The organism is Streptosporangium sp. H16 (assembly GCF_051918855.1).
In the GTDB taxonomy this organism is placed as follows: Bacteria; Actinomycetota; Actinomycetes; order Streptosporangiales; family Streptosporangiaceae; genus Streptosporangium.
The window spans coordinates 434930-454756 of record NZ_JBPXMD010000003.1 but is presented as its reverse complement, the minus strand read 5'-3'; the positions used below and the strand labels follow the sequence as shown (position 1 = coordinate 454756).

The window sequence follows — 19827 nt, the reverse complement described above, 5'->3', positions numbered from 1 at the left end:
GTCGGCGCCGATCAGCGGGGCGAGGACGGCGACGGCGACGAGGACGATGAGCAATGCGATCATTTTCGGCTCCTGCCGGGTGGGGTCCGAGGGGTTTCCTCGGAGGATCCGGGTGGATTCCCCGCGAATGCGGGGTTTCTGTGGACATCTCTAATTTATGCACCTGCAAGTATTTACGTCTATCGAGACTTGCTTGACCGTACGCTTTAGGAGATCTGAAGTGTCGGGTCCCCGGTCCGCGAGGGGCACCCGCCGCCCCACACGTTCGTCTCGCGCCGTACTGTTCCGTCATGAGCGCTAACCCCACCGACAACGCGATGCGCCGGGCTCTGGCCAGGGCCCGCGACGGCAAAGCTCTCGATACCGCCGAAGCCACCGTCCTGCTGCACGCACGGGACGAACATCTGGAGACCCTCCTCGACCACGCCGGGAGGGTGCGGGACGCGGGCCTGGAGGCGGTCGGGCGGCAAGGGATCATCACCTACAGCCGCAAGGTCTTCATCCCCCTGACCCGGCTCTGCCGCGACCGCTGCGGATACTGCACGTTCGCCACCGCGCCGCACAAGCTGGAAAGCCTGTTCCTGAGCCCCGACGAGGTGCTGGAGATCGCCAGGCAGGGTGCGGCGATGGGGTGCAAGGAGGCGCTGTTCACCCTGGGTGACCGGCCGGAGGACCGCTGGCACCAGGCCCGCGAGTGGCTGGACGCGCACGGCTACGACGACACGCTGTCCTACGTCCGCGCGATGGCCGTGCGGGTGCTGGAGGAGACCGGGCTGCTGCCGCACCTGAACCCGGGCGTGATGACCTGGCAGGACCTGCAGCGGCTCAAGCCGGTCGCGCCCTCCATGGGCATGATGCTGGAGACGACCTCGCGGCGGCTCTTCGAGGAGAAGGGGCAGGCGCACCACGGCTCGCCCGACAAGGACCCCGCCGTGCGGCTGCGCGTGCTGGAGGACGCCGGGCGGACGAACGTGCCGTTCACCAGCGGCATCCTCATCGGCATCGGGGAGACGATCGAGGACCGCGCCGAGTCGCTGTTCGCGCTGCGCAAGGTGGCGCGCGAGTACGGCGGCATCCAGGAGATCATCGTCCAGAACTTCCGCGCCAAGCCGGACACCGCGATGCGTGGCATGCCGGACGCCGACCTGCAGGAGCTGGCCGCGACCATCGCGGTGACCCGGCTGGTGCTGGGGCCGAAGATGAGGGTGCAGGCCCCGCCGAACCTGGTCGACTCCGAGTACGAGCTGATGATCAGGGCGGGCATCGACGACTGGGGCGGCGTCTCGCCGCTCACGCCCGACCACGTCAACCCCGAGCGTCCCTGGCCGCAGATCGACGACCTCGCCGCCCGTACGGCCGCCGCCGGGTTCGCGCTGCGCGAGCGGCTCACCATCTACCCCGAGTTCGTGCTGGCGGGGGAGCCCTGGCTCGACCCGAGGCTCAACGCGCACGTGGCCGCCCTGGCGGACCCGGAGACCGGGCTCGCCCGCGAGGACGCGGTCCTGACCGGCCGCCCCTGGCAGGAGCCGGACGGCGGTTTCGTCTCCGTGGGCCGCGTCGACCTGCACACGGCCGTCGACACCGAGGGCCGCAGCGCCGACCGCCGCGACGACTTCGACAACGTGTACGGCGACTGGGAGGCGCTCAGGGAGCGTCTGCCCGCCGCCTCCTCGATCGTGCGGGGCGACGTGCGGGAGGCGCTGAGGCAGGCCGAGAGCGACCCGGCGGGGCTGAGCGACGCCCAGGCGCTCGTCCTGCTGGACCTCGCCGGGGACCAGAACGGGGTGGGCGCCGACGACGCGGCGCTGGACGAGCTCTGCCGGATCGCCGACGGCCTGCGCCGGGAGGCGGCCGGCGACGACGTCACCTACGTGGTGAACCGGAACATCAACTTCACCAACGTCTGCTACACCGGCTGCCGCTTCTGCGCCTTCGCGCAGCGCCGTACCGACGCCGACTCCTACACCCTCTCGCTGGAGCAGGTCGCCGACCGCGCCTGGGAGGGGTGGCAGGCCGGGGCGACCGAGGTGTGCATGCAGGGCGGCATCCACCCCGACATGCCCGGCACCGCGTACTTCGACATCGCCAGGGCGGTCAAGGCCAGGGTGCCGGAGATGCACGTCCACGCGTTCTCGCCGATGGAGGTGATCAACGGCGCCAGCCGCACCAACCTGTCCATCGAGGACTGGCTGGTCGCCGCGAGGGAGGCGGGCGTCGACTCGCTCCCGGGCACCGCGGCCGAGATCCTCGACGACGACGTCCGCTGGGTGCTGACCAAGGGCAAGCTTCCCACCAGGGAGTGGGTCGAGGTGATCTCCACCGCGCACCGGGTCGGCATCCCGACGACCTCCACGATGATGTACGGCCACGTCGACAACCACGCGCACTGGGTGCAGCACATCCGGCTGATCCGCCGCATCCAGGAGGAGACCGGCGGGTTCTCCGAGTTCGTGCTGCTGCCGTTCGTCCACCACAGCGCGCCCATCTACCTGGCGGGGATCGCCCGTCCCGGGCCGACGGCGCGGGAGAACCGGGCCGTGCACGCGCTGGCCCGCGTCCTGCTGCACGGCGCGATCGCCAACATCCAGTGCTCGTGGGTGAAGCTCCAGGACGGGCTCTGCCGCGAGGTGCTGCTGGGCGGGGTCAACGACCTCGGCGGCACGCTGATGGAGGAGACGATCAGCAGGATGGCCGGGTCGGAGAACGGTTCGTTCAAGACGATCAGCGAGATCGAGGCCATGGTCGCCCCGACCGGGAGGCCGGTCCGGCAGCGGACCACCTCCTACGGCGTGCCGGACGCCGAGCGGGTGGCCGCGGCCAGGGCGAGCGACGGCGTCTGTCGCAGCGTCCGCCCCGATGTCCGCCCCGACGCCCTCCCGCTGCTCTCCCTGGAGCCGTCGGCAAAATTATAACGAGTTCTACATCTGTCCGTCTTTCGTGAGAGGTTCGTGGGCACAATCATCATTCCCTTGTAGGCATATGTAGGGAGAGGTGCGGGTTTGTCCTCCTCCGGTCGACACCGTGTGGCCGCCGGCATCGAGCGGCGCCGGCGGCAGGCTCGCCTGCGCCTGTCGCTGGCGGCGGTCGCGATCGCGGTCGCCCTGGTGGGCGGTGTCGCCCTGGTGTCCGGCCGGGTGGGGAACTCGTGCTCGGCCCGCGACCCGGTGCTGGTCGGCGTCGCCGCCGCCATCGACATCGCCCCGGCCGTCATGGAGGCGGCGGGGCGGTTCAACCGGAGCCGGACGGGCGTCGACGGCCGGTGCGTGCTGGTGCAGGTGACCGAGCAGCCGCCCGCCACCGTGCTGCGGACCCTGCTCGGCGGCACCGCGGGGGTGCTCAGCCGCCGCCCCGACGGCTGGATCTCCGACTCCTCGGCCTGGATCCGCCTCGCCCGCAAGCAGGGGGCCGCGAACCTGGCCGGGACCGAGACCGTCGTGGCGACCTCGCCCCTGGTCTTTGCCACCCGCAAGTCCCTCGCCCGGCGCTTCGCCATGGGCAGGACCGACATGAACTGGCGGATGGTCTTCCCCTCGACCACCCGCGGCCGGATCCGGCCGAACGAGAACGAGCCCGACGTGGTCCGCGTCCCCGACCCGTCGCTCGCGGGGGCCGGGATCGCCACCGTGGCCGCGGCCAGGGACGTGGTCGGCAGCGGCCCCGAGGCCGACCGGGCGCTCACCGCGTTCGTCCGCTGGGCGCAGGCGGGGTCGGCACCCGACTACCGGAGCATGCTCGCCACCGTCGACGACCGCTCCTTCTGGAAGCGGCCGGTGGTGATCGTGCCGGAGTCGGCGGTGTGGGCGCACAACCGCCTGCCCTCCGACGACCCGGTGGTCGCCCTGCACCCCCGCGAAGGGACGATCAACCTCGACTACCCGTACGTGGTCACCTCCTCCAACGAGGCGAAGGCGAGCGGGTCGCGGGCCTTCGCCGCCTGGCTGCGCTCCCCGGAGACCCAGGAGGGGGCCCGCAGGGCGGGGTTCCGCTCGGCCGACGGCTCCCTGGGCCCGTACTCGCCCGGTCCCGAGATCCCCACCGAGGCACCCCGCACCCGCCCGACCATCCTGCCCGCCATGATCGACGAGGCGCTGGAGGCGTGGAGCAGGCTCGCCCCGCCGACCAACATCCTGGTCATGACCGACACCGGCAGGCACATGGCGGAGCCGATCAGGGGACAGAAGGGGAAGACCAGGCTGACCGTCGCCCTGGAGGCCGCCAGGCTCGGCCTGCAGCTGTTCCCCGACTCCACCCACATGGGCCTGTGGGACTTCTCCTCGGCCAAGGGCAGGGACCAGCGCGAGCGGGTGCGCATCGGCCCGGTCGTCGAGCCCGACGGTGGGCAGGTCGTCCGGCGCGGCCGCCTGGAGGAGCTGACCCGCACCCTGCGCGCCGCCCCCAAGGAGCCCAGCGCCCTGTACGACTCGATCCTCGCCGGGTTCCGGGAGATGACCAAGGTCTACGACGAGGACATGAACAACACCCTCGTCGTCATCACGGCGGGAAAGGACGACGGCAAGGGCGTCTCGGGCACCGGCCTGGTGCGGGCGCTGCGCGAGGAGTGGGACCCCGAGGCGCCGGTCCAGGTCGTCGTCCTCGCCTTCGGCACCGACCTCGACCGCGCCGCCCTCACCCAGGTCACCTCCGTCACCAACGGCTCCCTGCACGTCGCCCAGGGCCCGGAGGAGATCATCGACGTCTTCCTGTCCGCCCTCGCCAGGCGGCTGTGCCACCCCACCTGCCGCACCCCCGCCTGAGCGTCTTTCGCTTCGCCTACGACCAAGCGGACGTGGTGAAATGTGCTGATTTATCGGGGCATAGCGCCTACGATCGCTGATGATCTAGAGAGAGGGCCGGGCGAGTGAGCGAGGCGAGTTCAGGGGGCGGCGGGCAGCGGCGGAGGCTGCTCATCGAGCGTGCCAAGACCTACACGGAGATGGAGCGCTTCGAGGAGGCCGCCGCGGACCTGACCGAGGTACTACGGCTCGACCCCGCCGACGACATCGCGTGGGCCAACCGGGGCGAGCTGTACCGGAGGATGGAGCGGTTCGAGGAGGCCGTCGCCGACTTCGACCGCGCGATCGAGATCGATCCGGAGTACGCGTTCGCGATCGGCAGCCGGGGACAGGCCCACGCGGCGCTCCACCGGTCCGCTGAGGCCCTGGCAGACTTCGACCGCGCGATCGAGCTGACCCCGGACCAGGTCTGGATCCTCGGCGACAGGGCGAGGCTGCTGCGCGGGCTCGAGCGGTACGACGACGCGGAGACCGACCTGATGCGGGCCATAATGCTCGCTCCCGAGGACGCCGACCTGTACAACGCGCGCGGCGACCTGTACTACCAGATGGACCGCTACGCGGACGCGATCACGGATTTCTCCCACGCCCTGAGCCTGGAGCCGAACAGCGTCTGGGCGCTCGTCTCGCGCGGGGAGACGCACCGCATGATGGACGCGTTCGACGAGGCGCTCGGAGACCTGAACCACGCCCTCCAACTGGAGCCCGACAACGACCGTGCCCTGGCGAGCCGCGGCGCGGTCCTGCACGAGATCGGGCGGAACGAGGAGTCGGTGGCCGATCTCAGCAGGGCGATCGAGATCGACCCCGAATACACCTGGGCCTACATCCGCAGGGGCGAGGTCCTGCGCTCCCTCGGCCGCTACGAGGACTCGCTCGTCGACATCAACCGGGCGATGGAACTCGAAGGGGACGCGGAGGGCTGACCCGCCGGGACCGGGTCCCAGGCGGGTCCGGTGGACGACGGCGGACGACGACGTTGACGAAGTTCTAGCGGACGACGATGAAGTCCGCCGCCCGCCTGGGGGCGCGATCCCTGGGCGGGGCGGCGGGGTGGCCGATGGCGACGGCGCCCATCGGGTCCCAGTCCGCGGGCAGGCCGAGGACCTCGCGGACCACGTCGCGGCAGAACATGGTGGACGACACCCAGGCCGAGCCCAGGCCCTCTACCGCGAGCTGGACCAGGAAGTTCTGCACTCCCGCACCGGTCGCGACCACGAACATCTCCCGCTCGGCCGCGTTGCGCCGGTCGTCGCGGTAGGTGTGCGAGCCGTCCATCACCAGGCAGGGCACCGCCAGGTACGGGGCCGCGCGCAGCACGTCACCCCGCCTGACCCGTTTGACGATCGACTCCTCCGAGAAGCCGTCACCGCGCAGGTCGGCGATCCAGGCCTCCCGCATGGCGTCGAGCAGCTTCTCGCGGGTCCCGGCGGACTCCAGCAGGACGAACCGCCACGGGGTGGTGTGGTGCGGGGCGGGCGCGGCGATCGCGGCGTCGACCGCCCTGCGGACCTTGTCGCCGTCCACGGGGTCCGCGGAGAACTCGCGGACGGTCCTGCGGGCGAAGACCACGTCGCGCGAACCGTACCGGAACATGTCGTCGGCGGAAGGGCGGAGCAACTCGCCGACCCCCGGCCCGTCATCCTCGGTGGTGTACTCCGCCAGACCTCTGATCACCGCCACCGGGGTCTGCGCGACCTTCCCCTTGACCAGGTCCGCGGCGGCCGCGAACTCGTCGGCGACGGCGGTCAGGGTGACCTCGAGCGCGTTGCCGTGGTCGTCGGACATGCCCCGGTAGTCGAGCGCGGGGGTCACCCCCGCGAGGCCGACGGCCATGTCGGTCTGGCCGTTGCGCCACGGGCGGCCGAAGGTGTCGGAGACGACCACGCCGACCGACACGCCGAGCAGCTCCCTGACGCGCGCCCGCACGGCCGAGGCGGAGGCGTCCGGGTCGGCGGGCAGCAGGACGACCGTGCCGGGGCGGGTGTTGGAGGCGTCGACCCCGGCGGCGGCCATGACGAACCCGTGCGCCGTCTCGGCGATCACGGTTTCACCCCTGCGGGCCACCACCCGTCTCGTCTCCGTGCCGACCGCCTCGGCGCGGCTCACGCCGCGCAGCACCCGGCCCTCGGCCTTGCTGGAGATCTTCGAGGTGACCACGAGGATGTCGCCGTCGCGCAGGTCGGGCATGGCCGTGGCGATCAGCTCCCCGACGTCGTCGCCCTCGCGCACCTCGGGGATGCCGGGGACGGCGAAGATCTCCAGCCTGACGTCGGCGGGCTCCTCCCGCCCGCGCCTGAGCCTGCTCATCGCGAACCCTCCTCACGGGCCGAGGTCTCGTCCGCGACGGGGGAGCGCTCGTACGGCGCCTGAGGGCCGGTGTCCCGGCCCGCGAGCCGCATGGCCATGTCCAGGGCGGCGCGGGCGATGGCGGCGGCGGACTCGACGTCGTGCATGATCAGCGGACGGGCCTCGACCTCGACGCCGCCGAGGGCCACCCCGGCGTCCTCCTCCGCGACCAGCCAGCCGTCCACCAGCGGCGATCCGTACAGTTCGAGGACCGCCTGCGCGGTGGTCTCCACGCCGATCGCGGTCAGGCAGGCGTCGGCCATGCCCCGGACGGGGGCGCCGCCGACGATGGGCGAGACGCCGACGACGGTCTTGCCCTCCAGGGCCTCGCGGATGCCCTTGATCTGCAGGATCGTGCCGATGCTGACGACCGGGTTGGACGGCGGGAGGATGACCGCGTCGGCGGCGGCGATCGCCTCCAGCACGCCGGGGGCGGGGGAGGCCTCGTCCGCGCCGACCAGGATGATCTGCTCGGCCGGGACCGAGGCGCGCAGCCGCACCCACCACTCCTGGAAGTGGACGGCGCGGCGGCCCCGCTCGTCGGAGATGACCACGTGGGTCTCGGTCCTGTCGTCGCTCATCGGGATCAGGCGTACGCCCGGCCGCCAGCGGGCGCACAGCGCCTCGGTGACCGCGGACAGGGGATATCCGGCGTCGAGCATCTGGGTGCGCACGATGTGGGTGGCGAAGTCGCGGTCGCCGAGGCCGAACCACTGCGGTTCGACGCCGTAGGCGGCCAGCTCCTCCTTGACGACGTGCGACTCCTGCCGCCGTCCCCAGCCCTGCTCCTCGTCGATGCCGCCGCCCAGCGTGTACATCACGGTGTCGAGGTCGGGGCAGACCCGCAGGCCGTAGAGGCTGATGTCGTCACCGGTGTTGCCGATGACGGTGATCTCGGAATCGGGGGCCGCGGTGAGGAGGCCCCGCAGGAAACGGGCGCCGCCGATGCCGCCGGCGAGGGACACGATGCGCATGCCGTCCAGTGTTCCACTAGGTCACCAAGCCTGTCGGCGGGGTGTCCGCGGGCGGTTCACAGTAGTCTTTTCATGATCGTTATGAGAGGTGTCCGCCCTGGCCGGATCGCCTGATTGGCCGCCCGAAATGTGGGCTTATAGGGTGTAATGGAGCACTTATGGGGTTGGTGGGCTTCCTGGGACCACCGGCAACAAAGTCAGCCATGTGCAAAACTGACCCGGGTTTACCTAAAGACCCTATGGGGGTAGTTGTGATCAATGTCGAGGCAGTCCGGCTCCGGGAACCGGCGGCGTGGCTCATGGTCGCCGTCGCGTCCGCGAGCGTTCTCGTCGGCATCGAACGCCTGTTGTTCGGGAGCGGATCGCTCTCCTTCGCCGAGCGCGCGGCGGCCTCCCTGGGGCAGCTCGCCTCGCCGGTCGCCACCGCGCTGCTCGTCGGCGGCGTGCTGCTGGCGACCAACCTCGGCCCGGTGATCCAGCGGCTGAAGGTGATGGCCCTCGTGGTGGCCGGCACGCTCGGGCTCTCCGTGCTGTTCGGCCTGATCGGCCTGTTCGGCGGGCTGTTCGGCGGCGTGGAGGGTTTCCTGGGGAAGGTCGAGTTCCTTCTCGTCAACCTGCCCGCCCTCGCGCTGACCGCGGTCGCGCTGCTGTACGTGCTGCCGAAGGCGGTCCCCGCGGGTTCACGCGACGGCGCGTTCCGCGCGGACGGCGGCTTCGGCCGCTCCCCGGAGCACCCGCAGGACCAGCGGTACGCCGCCTACGGCCGGCCGCCCGCTCCCGCGCAGGGGCAGGTCCCCTTCCAGGAGCACCCCCAGGGTCATCAGGGTCATCAGGGTCCTCAGGGTCCCGGCCCTCAGGGACAGGGCGTTCCGCAGGGCGCGTACCCCCACGCCCAGGGTTTCCAGGGGCCGCAGGGTCCCGGTCCCCAGGGTCCCCAGGGTCCTCAGGGGCAGATGCCCCAGCAGGGTGCTCACCACCCGCAGGACCAGGGCCCGCAGGGTGGCCACGGTTACCCGCAGGAGGCCCCGCCCGCTCCGGCCCCGCAGCCCCCGTACAACCGCCCCGCGCTTCCGCCCGCGCCCGAGCACGGCTCCGCCGGGGCCTCGGAGGGGTACGGCCTGCAGGCGCCCTCCCACGCGGCGTCCGTGCCGCCGGCGTCCCCCGCGCCGCAGGCCGGTGACGGATACGCCCAGGCCCCCTACGCGCCGCCCGCCGAGAACCAGCAGTACGCCCCCCAGGGCGAGCCCTACCCGCAGCCGGAGCCCCAGGGGCAGGGGTACGCGCAGCCGGAGCCGCAGGGCTACCCGCAGGCGTCGCAGCCCGCCGCCCCGGCCGCGGGCTACACCCCGAGCCCGTACGTCGCGGCGGACGTCCAGCCCCCGGCCCCGGCCAAGCCGTACGACCCGCCGGCTGCGGCCTACGACCCGCCGGTCTACGCCGCCCCGGTGGAGCCGCAGGCCCAGACAGAACCCCGGCTGCCGAGCTATCCCCAGTTCCCTGACTCCTCGTCGTACGGGCAGCCCGACTCGTCGTACGGGCAGTCGGAATCGTCGTACGGGCAGTCGGAGTCGCAGGGCTTCGGCCAGCAGGCCGAGCCGCCGACCTCCCCGGTCTCTCCGGTCTCTCCGGTCTCCCCGGTTTCTCCGGCGTACGGGCAGGAGTCGCAGTCGTCGGGTTCCGGGCGGCACTCCAGCCCCAACCTGCCGAGCTACTCCCAGTACTCGGACTCCTCGTCGTACGGACAGCCCGACTCGCAGGGCTTCGGCCAGCAGGCCGACTCCTCCGCCTCCTCCGACTCCTCCGCGTACGGTCGGCGCTCGGACCGGTCGCAGCCCGACTACGGGCAGTCCGACCCGCTCTTCGGCCAGCAGCCCGAGCCGCCGGTCTCCCCGGTTTCTCCGGCGTACGGGCAGGAGTCGCAGTCGTCGGGTTCCCGGCGGCAGTCCGAGCAGCAGGGTTACCAGCAGCCCGATCCGCAGGGATACCCGCAGGCCGACTCCCAGGGCTACCAGCGGTCCGAGACCCAGGGCTTCGGCGGGCAGCAGGAGCCGCAGGGCTTCGGGCAGCAGGAGCCGCAGTCGCCCGGGTACGGTCACCAGCCCGAGCAGCAGGCCCCCGCGTCCTACCCGCCGGTCGACGGACGCCAGGACCAGCCGCTCGACGCCCAGCCGCGCCCGCCGTTCGACGGACGGCCGCCGCAGTCCTTCCCGCAGCCTCCGGAGAACTACGGCCAGCCGTTCAGCGGCTACTCGGGCGCGGAGTTCGGCCGCCAGGCCGAGCAGGGCCCGTCCTACCCCGCGCCCGACCCGGTGGATCTCAGGTCCCAACAGATGGCCCAGGCCTACCAGCAGGCGGAGAGCTACCAGCAGCAGGCCCAGCAGGGCGGCACCGAGCCTCAGCTGCGCGTCCCCGAGTACGGCTCCCCGGGCTACGAGGGCCCGTTCGGGCACCCGCAGACCCCGCAGAATCCCCAGCCCGCGCCGGCCCCCCAGGCTCCGCAGGCCTCCCAGACGCCGCCCTACCAGTCCCACCAGTGGGACCCCCAGTCGGAGTCGACGCTCCGGTTCGACCCGAACGCCTACCAGGGAGACCCGCTGAGCGACCCCACGCCCGCCGCCAGGACGTGGGACTCGCAGCCGATAGACCCCACGGCGATCTACAAGCCCGAACAACGCCCAGGTCAGGTCACGGATGAGGAAACCCCGGATAGAGAGAGGGTGGGCCCCGGTCAGGATCAGAACATGTCCTGGTACGGTTCCGACCGCCGAGAGCACTGAGCCCCTGGCGGTCGAAGCGATCACCTGGTGCAATTGCCGTCGTGGCAGGCACACGACCCACAACCGGGGAGAGCAGGTCTTTCCCCGGATACCAGCATGCCGCTTGACGCCACACCGACCACGCGCGTGTAATTACACACGTGTTGTTACGCCTTCCTCTGGGTGGGTAAGGGGGAGGCGTTCATAGGGGGGCTCCAATTTTGCGGGCGTGCGGCAGGGAGGTGTGCAGTGGCCGACCTGGTCATCGCACAGGAGAGCATCGCTGAAGAGCAGCTTGGCTGGCAGGAGCGCGCCTTGTGCGCGCAGACCGACCCGGAGGCGTTCTTCCCGGAGAAGGGAGGGTCCACCCGCGAGGCCAAGAAGGTTTGCCGCTCCTGCGAGGTGCGTGCCGAGTGTCTTGAGTACGCGCTCGAGCATGACGAGCGGTTTGGAATCTGGGGTGGGTTGTCGGAGCGTGAGCGCCGCCGGATCAAGCGTGAGGCCGTCTGAGCCGTCCGCGAGCCGGATGGCGGGAAGGTTCGAGCGCTCTGGGATCCGGACGGTTCGGACGTCCGAGCACCGATGAACACTATGAACACTATGAACACCGATCGACACCGAAGAAGTGCCGAAGACGGTCGAGCGGTCTGACAGAAGTATGTGACGCCTCTCCGAGGCGCTTGACGAATATGTCCATGGGGTCACGTGACCGTCGGTCGCGTGGCCCTTTTTTCATGCGCGCGACCAGGTGTAAGACATAGCCAGACAGAGGGTGCCGTATCGTTGTCGCGCCGATCATCACCACTCCTGAACACGGGACGTATGTCCATCACCGACCCCCCTCACCCCCCGCGCCCCCAGCACACCGTCACCGCGATCGTCGTCTCCCACGACGGATCCCGCTGGCTGGGGGAGACCCTGGAAGCCCTGCTCAGGCAGACCCGCCCGGTGGACCGGGTCGTCGGGGTCGACAACGGCAGCAGGGACGGCAGCGCCGCGCTGCTGACCGGCGCCCTCGGCTCCAGGGCGGTGCTCACCCTGCCGCGCTCGACCGGTTTCGGCGAGGCCGTCGCCGAGGTCCTCGACCGGCTCGGCCCCGGCGGCGGCCGGGAGTGGATCTGGCTGCTGCACGACGACTGCGCCCCGGACGTCCACGCCCTGCGGCTCCTGCTGGAGGCCGCCGACGAGGATCCCAAGGCGGCGGTGCTCGGCCCCAAGCTCCGCGACTGGCTCGACCGGCGGCTCCTGCTGGAGGTCGGCGTCACCGTCGACCGTACCGGCCGCAGGGACACCGGGCTGGAGGCCCGCGAGTTCGACCAGGGGCAGTACGACGGGACCAGGGACGTGCTCTCGGTCTCCACCGCGGGCATGCTGATCCGCAGGGACGTCTGGGAGGAGGTCGGCGGGCTCGACCCCGCGCTGCCGCTGTTCCGCGACGACCTCGACCTGTGCTGGCGCGTCAGGACCGCCGGGTACCGCGTGCAGAACGTCACCCGGGCGATCGCCTGGCACGCCGAGGCGGCCACCCGGCGGCGGCGCCGCATCACCGCCAGCGGCGACCACCCCCGCCGCCTGGACCGCCGCAACGCGCTCTTCGTCGTGATGGCGAACCTGCCCGCCCGCCCGCTGCTGTGGGCGCTGGTGCGCAACGCGTTCGGGTCGCTCTTCCGCACGGTGCTGTTCCTGGTGGCCAAGCAGCCCGCCAACGCGCTGGACGAGTTCCTCGCGTTCGGCTCGGTCTTCGGCCACCCCATCCGGATGATCAAGGCCAGGCGGGTGCGGGCCAAGGGCAGAAGGCAGGGGTACGCGGCGGTCAGCCGGCTGCTCACCCCGCCCGGCGCCGGTTACCGGCGGCTCGTCGACCGGGCCCAGAGCTACCTGGCCGGGGGCGGGTTCGTGGAGTCCGCGGGACGCCACCACGCCGTGGCCGCCTCGCCGCACGCGCAGGAGGACGGCGAGGAGTTGCTCACCGACGCCGGGGTGATGCAGCGATTCTTCGGCAACCCCGGCGTCCTGCTCTTCCTGGCGCTCACCGTGGTCACGCTGGTCGCCGAGCGCGCGGTGACGGGCGGCGCCAGGCTGGGCGGCGGAGCGCTCGTCCCGGTGATCGGCGGGGCCTCCGACCTGTGGAACCTCTACCGCGAGAGCTACCACCAGGTGGGCCTGGGCACCGATGCGTGGGCCCCGCCCTACGTGGCGGTGCTGGCCGTGCTCTCCACGGTGCTGTTCGGCAAGACGTGGCTCGCGGTGTCGCTGCTGCTGCTCGGCTGCGTGCCGCTGGCCGGGATCTCCGCGTACGCGGCCACCCGGTCGATGGTCCCCGGCCGCTGGACCAGGGTCTGGCTGGCCTCCTCGTACGCCCTCCTGCCGGTCGCCACCGGCGCGGTCGCCGCGGGGCGGCTCGGTACCGCGGTGGTCTTCGTGCTGCTGCCCGTCTACGCGGCGCTCGCCACCACGGTGCTCGCCGGGGAGCGCCGCCGCGCCCGTCGCGCCGCCTGGGGGCTGGGGCTCCTGCTGGCCGTCGGCACGGCCTTCGCCCCGCTGGTCTACCCGCTGACCGCGATCCTCGGCGCGCTGGCGGCGCTTGCCTTCCCGCGCAGGGGCGTCGCGGTCTCGATGCTCGTCGCGTTCGCCGTCCCCGTGGTCCTGCTGTTCCCCTGGCTGGCCCAGGTGGTCGCCGACCCGGGGCAGCTCCTGCTGGAGGCCGGGCTGCACCAGCCCGCGCTGGTCGACCCCGCCCTGCCGGCCGGTTCGCTGCTGCTGCTCAGCCCCGGCGGTCCCGGCATGCCGCCGCTCTGGGTGACCGGCGGCCTTCTCGCCGCCTGCCTGGCCGCGCTGCTGATGCGCCGCAACCGGATGGTCATCGCGGTCGGCTGGGGCGTCGCGCTCTTCGGCGTGCTGGTGGCGATCCTGGTGAGCAGGACCACCGTCACCTCGATCAACGGCGACGTCGAGGCCCCCGCCTGGCCGGGCGTGCCGCTGGCCTTCGCCGCCACCGGCATGCTCGTGGTGGCCGCCCTCACCGCCGACAGGGTCGTGGAGTTCCGGGCGGCCGGGGGAGCGCGCAGGCTCGCCGCGTTCGGCGTCGTGCTGGTCGCGTTCTCCACGCCGCTGCTCGCGGCGGGCATGTGGATCGCCAAGGGAGTGGACGGCCCGCTCCGCGGGACGGTACGCGACGTCGTGCCCGCCCTCGCCGCGGAGAACTCCGCGGGCGGCGAGCGGACCCTGCTGCTGCGCGCCTCGCCGGGCGGCCTGCTCTTCACCGTGCTGCGCGGGCGCACCCCGGTGATCGGCGAGGCCGACATCCCGGTCCCCGACGGTCCCAGGGAGCAGGTCCGGGTCGCCGCGGCCGGGCTGGTGTCCGGCAGGGGCGGTGACGACGCCCGGGTCCTCGCCGCCCACGGTGTGCGGTTCGTCGTGGTGACCGCGCCCGTCGGCCCGGAGATCAGCCACGCGCTCGACTCGCAGCCCTCGCTGGCGAGGATGAGCCTGTCCCGCTCGGTCGGCGTGTGGCGGCTCACCCAGCCGATCGCCCTCCCCGCGACCCCGCCCGGCGACCCCTGGCACGGCCGCTGGCTCTGGGCCCAGGCCGTGCTGGTGCTGGTCGTCTCGGTCCTGGCCGCGCCGGGTTCGCGTACCGAGTCCGACGAACCCGCCGTTCCCCAGGACCTGCCCGAACCTCGCAGAGAGCTGGCCGCCCGGTGAAATCCCTGATCGAGAACCGGTTCAGCCTGCTGGTGCTGGTCCTGGTGGCCCTGCTCGCCCTGTACGGGGTGGCCTACGCCACCCAGCCGCCGGCCGTCGCCACCCCCGCGCCGGGGTTCGAGAAGGTGCCCGTCGCCTCGGTGACGGCCGTCTGCCCGTCGCCAGGCGACACCTCCGTCGGCGTGGTCGCCCCGCCCGGCAGCCGGGAGCCGGGCTCCGCGACGCTCGTCACCGGGGACAAGACCCTGGCCACCGTCGACATCCCCGGCCGTCTCTGGCACGACGAGGTGCCGGCCTCGTCGCCGCCCCTCGTCGTCGCGGCCGACGGGAGCATGGCCGCGGGCCTGGAGGTGGCGCAGACCCGCCGGGAGAAGTCGGGAAAGCAGCGGGGACTGGCCGGGACGCGCTGTGCCGAGCCGGCGGGGAGCACCTGGCTGGTCGGGCCGGGGCCGGCCGCGGCGGACGTCACGCTGTACCTGACCAACGCCGACCTCGCCCCGGCCATCGCGGAGATCATGGTCTACACGGGTGAGGGCCCGGTGTTCGACGACACCGGTGGCGTGTTCACCCTCAAGCCGGGGCAGAGCCGCACGATCAAGGTCCTGGATCTCGCGCCCTCGGCGCTCGTCCTGGCGATCCAGGTCCGTACCAGCTCGGGGCGGGTCACCGCCGCGGCGCGGGCGATCATGAACGACGGGCGCGGCGTGGACTGGCTGCCGGTCGCCGCGCCCCCCGCCACCCGGGTCGTCGTGCCGGGCATCCCCGGCGGCGGCGGGAGGCGCGAGCTGCTCGTCGCCTCCGCCGAGGAGGTCGACACGCTGGTGGAGGTCAAGGCCCTCACCCCCGAAGGCACGTACGAGCTCCAGGGCCACGAGCTCGTCGAGGTGCCCGCGGGTTCCGTCGCCTCCGTCGACCTGTCCAGCGGGATCGGCGGCCAGCCGTCCGCGCTGATGCTCACCTCGGACACCCCGATCGTCGCCGGGCTCGTCGCCACCGGCACCGGTTCGAGGACCGACGTGGCCTTCACCGCCGGAGCGGTCCCCATCGACCTGGGCAGCGTCGTCGCCGACAACCGTACGGGCGGCAAGGTGAGCTCCCGGCTGCTGCTGACCGCGCCGGACGCGGCGGGAACGGTGAGCGTGCAGGTGGTCCCGCGCGAGGGCGAGCCGCGCGAGCCGTTCCAGGTGGAGATCCCCGCCTCGCGGACCAAGCAGGTCGCCCTCACCAAGGTCGACGGGCCCTTCGCGGTGGTCGTACAGCCGCTGCCCGGCTCGGGACCGGTCTACGGCGGGCGCGTCCTGGACGAGCGGCTCAAGGACGGGCTGGCGCTGACCGTGCAGCCGCTGGCCCCCGCCCGCATGTGGGCGCTGGTCCCGCCGATCGCCGAGTCCGCGGCGACCGTCCTGCCCTGAGAGCGACCGTCCTGCTTTGAGAACCGTCCTGTCCTGGGAGGCGGCGGGAGCGTCGGGTCAGTCGTGGTCGTCGAAGCCGGGGTCGACCGACTCGGGGGAGAGGCCGAACAGGCCCGCGACCTGCTCCACCACCGCCTCGTGCACCATCGCGCCCAGGTGGTCGCGGTCGCGTGCCCTGCTCTCCAGGGGGCGGCGGTAGATGATCACGACGGCCGGGCGGTTTCCCGAGGCGGGCTCCGCCCGCCCGAACGGGATGGGCTCGCCGGTCAGCAGCCCGGGGCCGTCGCCCAGCTCGTTGATCGGCGGGACCTCCTCGACCGCGAACTCCACGGCCGACAACTGCTTGGCCCATCGGGGCTTGAGCCGGTCGACGGCGTCCAGGACGAGATCGTCGAACCGCTCGCTGCGGGCCTTGGCGATCGGCACGTGCGAGGGCGCCAGCGGGCCGCGCAGGCCGCGACCGTGCCTGTCGCGCCTGCGGGGAGAACGGGGTCTGCCGGGTGCCGGGCTCACGGCCCCAGCTTAGACGTGACCCGGACGGGGGCGGGAGGTGCCGTGATGGGAGCGCGGAGGGGCGGGAACCGTGACGGCGGGTGCGCGGGAGAGAGGAGATGCCACCGGGAGGCGTGCGGACAGGGGGTGTAAGCCGTACAGGCGGGTGGAACCCGGGACACGTGTCCGAATTGTGGCGACACGCTCGTTAAGAGCGCTCAGATAGTGGCGCCCCGGACGCTTACCGGATACGGTCCCACCGTGAGCCCCGTCCGCCGCTGTTCCCGCACCGCGTGCAGTCAGCCTGCCGTTTTCACGCTCACGTACGTCTACGCCGATTCGACCGCTGTTCTCGGGCCCTTGGCGACGTACGCCGAGCCGCACTGTTACGACCTGTGTGCCGAGCATGCCGAGCGGCTCACCGCCCCCCGCGGCTGGGAGGTGGTCCGCCTGCCGACCGACGGCGCCCCGCCGAGCACGGACGACCTGGAGGCCCTCGCCAACGCGGTCCGCGAGGCGGCCAGACCCGCGCCGAGCGGTGGCACCGAGCCCGTCGGCCAGGGGGTCGAGGTCGGCCGCCGAGGCCATCTGCGCGTGCTGCGCTCCGCTCAGCCCCAGCGTGACCGCTGACCCTACTAGGCTGGGGGGCACGAACACGACGTAAAGGGTGGAGCTGGAGTGGGCGACCTCGCCAAGATCTTCAAGGCGTACGACGTTCGTGGCGTCGTGCCGGACGAGTTCGACGAGGCGACCGCCGAGGCGGTCGGCGCCGCCTTCGTGGAGGTGACCGGGGCCGGGACCGTCGTCGTGGCACACGACATGCGCGAGTCGTCGGTGCCGCTGGCCGCGGCCTTCACCCGGGGGGCAACCTCGCGGGGGGCCGATGTGATCAACGCGGGCCTGGGCTCCACGGACCTGCTCTACTACGCGAGCGGCAGCCTCGGCCTGCCCGGGGTGATGTTCACCGCCAGCCACAACCCGGCCCGCTACAACGGCATGAAGATGTGCAGGGCGGGCGCCGTGCCGATCGGCGGCGGCACCGGGCTCCTCGAGATCCGCGACCGGGCCGCCGCGATCCTGGCCTCGGGCACCCTCGGCGGCCAGGGAGGCGGGACGGTCTCCGAGCGCGACCTGCTGCGCGGCTACGCCGACCACCTGCGCACCCTGGTCGACCTGTCCGGCATCCGGCCGCTGCGGGTCGTGGTCGACGCGGGCAACGGGATGGGCGGGCACACGGTCCCGACGGTGTTCGAGGGACTGCCCGTCGAGCTGACCGCCCTCTACTTCGAGCTCGACGGCACCTTCCCCAACCACGAGGCCAACCCCATCGAGCCCGACAACCTGCGCGACCTGCAGAAGGCCGTGCTCGACGTGGGCGCCGACATCGGGCTGGCCTTCGACGGCGACGCCGACCGCTGCTGGGTGGTCGACGAGCACGGCGAGTCCGTCTCCCCGTCCACGATCACCGCGCTGGTCGCGGTCCGCGAGCTGGGCAGGCACCCCGGGGCCGCGATCATCCACAACCTGATCACCTCCAGGGGCGTCCCGGAGATCGTCGCCGAGCACGGCGGCCGCCCGGTCCGCACCCGCGTGGGCCACTCGTTCATCAAGGCCGAGATGGCCGGGACCGGCGCGGTCTTCGGCGGCGAGCACTCCGCTCACTACTACTTCAAGGACTTCTGGTTCGCCGACTCCGGCATGCTGGCCGCGCTGCACGTGCTGGCGGCGCTGGGCGAGCAGGAGAAGCCGCTCTCGGACATCCTCGCCGAATACACTCGTTACGCGGCCTCCGGGGAGATCAACAGCACGGTCGCCGACCAGGGTGCGGCGACGGAGCGGGTCCGGGAGACCTTCGCCGCCCGCGACGGCGTCACCTTCGACGAGCTGGACGGCCTGACCGTCTCCGGCCCCGGATGGTGGTTCAACCTTCGTCCGTCCAACACAGAGCCGCTGCTCAGGCTGAACGCCGAGGCGGCCGACGAGATTCAGATGGCAGCGATCAGGGACGAGGTCCTTGCTGTCGTGAGGAGCTGAACGAGTGAAGATCGACGACTGGCTGCTGGAGATCCTGGCCTGCCCCAACTGCAAGTCCCCCCTGCGAGCCGAACCCGAGGTGGACGAGCTGTCCTGCACCTCCGCCTCGTGCGGCCTGGTCTACCCGGTCCGGGACGACATCCCGGTCCTGCTGGTCGACGAGGCCCGGAAGTCGTGAGCTGGGAGCCTGATCGGCTCGACGACCAGAAATGGCTGGCCGAGGGTGACCCGGCGGGCATGCTGCGGGCGGTGGCCGACTCGGCCGCGCAGGTCCGCACCTCCCGCAGGGCCGCCCTGGAGTCGGGCCTGTCCTTGCTCGCCAGGGACGGCCGGCCCCGGGCGGTCGTGGTCGCCGGCATGGGCGGTTCGGGCATCGCCGGTGACATCCTCAACGTGGTGTGCGGCCACGGCGCCCCGCTGCCGATCCTGACCGTCAGGTCCCACCGGCTGCCCGGCTGGATCGGCGCGACCGACCTGGTGATCGCGGTGTCGCGCTCGGGCAGGACCGAGGAGACGCTCGCGGCGGCCACCGAGGCCGTCCGCCGGGGCTGCCGCCTGCTCGCCGTCGGCGGGCCCGACTCGCCGCTCCACGCGATCGCCAGGCAGGCGGGGGCGCCGTTCGTGCCCGTCGCGGGCGGCGGGCGGGCGAGCGCCGCGGTGTGGGCGCTGTCGGTCCCGCTGGTCGTCGCCGCGGCCGAGCTCGGCCTGGTCGAGGCCGGCGAGGAGGTGTTCGAGGAGGTGGCCAAGCGCCTCGAGGACCTCGCCCACCGCTGCCGCCCGGCGAGCGAGTCGTTCATCAACCCGGGCAAGTCGCTCGCCATGGAGCTCGCCGAGACCGTGCCGATGATCTGGGGATCCTCCCCGCTGGCGGCCGTCGCGGCCCGCAGGTGGGCCGGTCAGCTCACCACGAACGGCAAGTATCCGGCGATGTGGGGGGAGCTCCCCGAGGCCGGTCACGACCAGGTGGCCGTCCTCGACGGCCCGCTCGCCCAGCGCGACATCTTCGCCGACGAGAGCGGCAGGTCGCTCCGGCTGTTCGTGCTGCGCGACGTGGAGGAGCACCCCCGGGTGGTGCGGCAGCGGGAGGTGTCGGTGCGGCTGGCGGAGGATCGCGGCGTCCCGGTCACGCAGATCGCCGCCGAGGGGGCGCACCCGCTGGAGCGGCTCGCCACGCTGATCGCGCTCGGGGACTTCGCGAGTACGTACCTCGCTCTCGGGTACGGGATCGACCCGGCCACTGTGTCGGCGATCACAGAACTCAAGGCAAGGGTTTCGCAATAGGATCCTTGTCTCGTCTTTCCTGACCAACGAG

Annotated in this window: 14 protein-coding genes; 11 read left to right on the top strand and 3 right to left on the bottom strand. The window is 72.3% G+C overall.

The annotated features are described in order from the left end of the window. Positions 1–290: 290 nt before the first annotated feature. From ACTOQ2_RS07645 to ACTOQ2_RS07635, 3 genes are all read left to right on the top strand, one after another. Positions 291–2912 carry a bifunctional FO biosynthesis protein CofGH gene (locus tag ACTOQ2_RS07645; protein ID WP_440098997.1) on the top strand — a complete coding sequence of 874 codons (2622 nt, stop codon included), beginning with the start codon at positions 291–293 and terminating at the stop codon, positions 2910–2912. Positions 2913–2999: 87 nt separating this feature from the next. After that, positions 3000–4754 (top strand): substrate-binding and VWA domain-containing protein, encoded by a 1755-nt coding sequence (locus ACTOQ2_RS07640; protein WP_440098996.1) that lies wholly within the window; start codon positions 3000–3002, stop codon positions 4752–4754. Positions 4755–4858: 104 nt separating this feature from the next. Continuing rightward, positions 4859–5719, top strand: coding sequence for a tetratricopeptide repeat protein (locus ACTOQ2_RS07635; protein WP_440098995.1), 861 nt, complete (start codon positions 4859–4861; stop codon positions 5717–5719). A 64-nt stretch (positions 5720–5783) separates the two neighbouring features. On the opposite strand, the gene ACTOQ2_RS07630 is transcribed toward ACTOQ2_RS07635, so the two are convergent. Then, a complete protein-coding gene (locus tag ACTOQ2_RS07630; protein WP_440098994.1) occupies positions 5784–7103 on the bottom strand; it encodes a coenzyme F420-0:L-glutamate ligase in 1320 nt (439 codons plus the stop codon). After that, positions 7100–8116, bottom strand: coding sequence for a 2-phospho-L-lactate transferase (gene cofD / locus ACTOQ2_RS07625; RefSeq protein WP_440098993.1), 1017 nt, complete (start codon positions 8114–8116; stop codon positions 7100–7102). Before cofD ends, ACTOQ2_RS07630 begins: the two co-directional genes overlap by 4 nt. A gap of 251 nt (positions 8117–8367) precedes the next feature. Here cofD and ACTOQ2_RS07620 point away from each other — a divergent pair, with 251 nt between their 5' ends. The 4 genes from ACTOQ2_RS07620 (at position 8368) to ACTOQ2_RS07605 (ending at position 15989) form a co-directional block, all read left to right on the top strand. Then, complete coding sequence (locus ACTOQ2_RS07620) at positions 8368–10893, top strand: hypothetical protein (RefSeq protein ID WP_440098992.1); 2526 nt, start codon at positions 8368–8370, stop codon at positions 10891–10893. 228 nt (positions 10894–11121) lie between these two features. Beyond that, positions 11122–11382: a WhiB family transcriptional regulator gene (locus ACTOQ2_RS07615; protein ID WP_037969494.1), complete on the top strand. Its 261-nt coding sequence runs from the start codon at positions 11122–11124 to the stop codon at positions 11380–11382. Positions 11383–11694: 312 nt separating this feature from the next. Further along, positions 11695–14577, top strand: a complete 2883-nt coding sequence (locus ACTOQ2_RS07610) for a glycosyltransferase (protein WP_440098991.1) — start codon at positions 11695–11697, stop codon at positions 14575–14577. Beyond that, positions 14574–15989: a DUF5719 family protein gene (locus ACTOQ2_RS07605; protein WP_440098990.1), complete on the top strand. Its 1416-nt coding sequence runs from the start codon at positions 14574–14576 to the stop codon at positions 15987–15989. Before ACTOQ2_RS07610 ends, ACTOQ2_RS07605 begins: the two co-directional genes overlap by 4 nt. A 57-nt stretch (positions 15990–16046) precedes the next feature. Here the strand turns inward: ACTOQ2_RS07605 and ACTOQ2_RS07600 are convergent, their stop codons facing one another. Then, on the bottom strand, positions 16047–16502 hold the full coding sequence (locus tag ACTOQ2_RS07600) for a metallopeptidase family protein (RefSeq protein WP_440098989.1): 456 nt from the start codon (positions 16500–16502) through the stop codon (positions 16047–16049). Between the two features lie 240 nt (positions 16503–16742). Here ACTOQ2_RS07600 and ACTOQ2_RS07595 point away from each other — a divergent pair, with 240 nt between their 5' ends. The 4 genes from ACTOQ2_RS07595 to ACTOQ2_RS07580 are packed head-to-tail and all read left to right on the top strand — an operon-like array spanning position 16743 to position 19796. Further along, positions 16743–17111: a DUF3499 domain-containing protein gene (locus tag ACTOQ2_RS07595; RefSeq protein ID WP_329090499.1), complete on the top strand. Its 369-nt coding sequence runs from the start codon at positions 16743–16745 to the stop codon at positions 17109–17111. A gap of 48 nt (positions 17112–17159) precedes the next feature. After that, positions 17160–18515, top strand: a complete 1356-nt coding sequence (locus tag ACTOQ2_RS07590) for a phosphomannomutase/phosphoglucomutase (RefSeq protein WP_440067466.1) — start codon at positions 17160–17162, stop codon at positions 18513–18515. A 4-nt stretch (positions 18516–18519) separates the two neighbouring features. Next, on the top strand, positions 18520–18693 hold the full coding sequence (locus ACTOQ2_RS07585; protein ID WP_012888128.1) for a Trm112 family protein: 174 nt from the start codon (positions 18520–18522) through the stop codon (positions 18691–18693). Next, positions 18690–19796: an SIS domain-containing protein gene (locus tag ACTOQ2_RS07580; RefSeq protein WP_440098988.1), complete on the top strand. Its 1107-nt coding sequence runs from the start codon at positions 18690–18692 to the stop codon at positions 19794–19796. Before ACTOQ2_RS07585 ends, ACTOQ2_RS07580 begins: the two co-directional genes overlap by 4 nt. Positions 19797–19827: the final 31 nt, after the last annotated feature.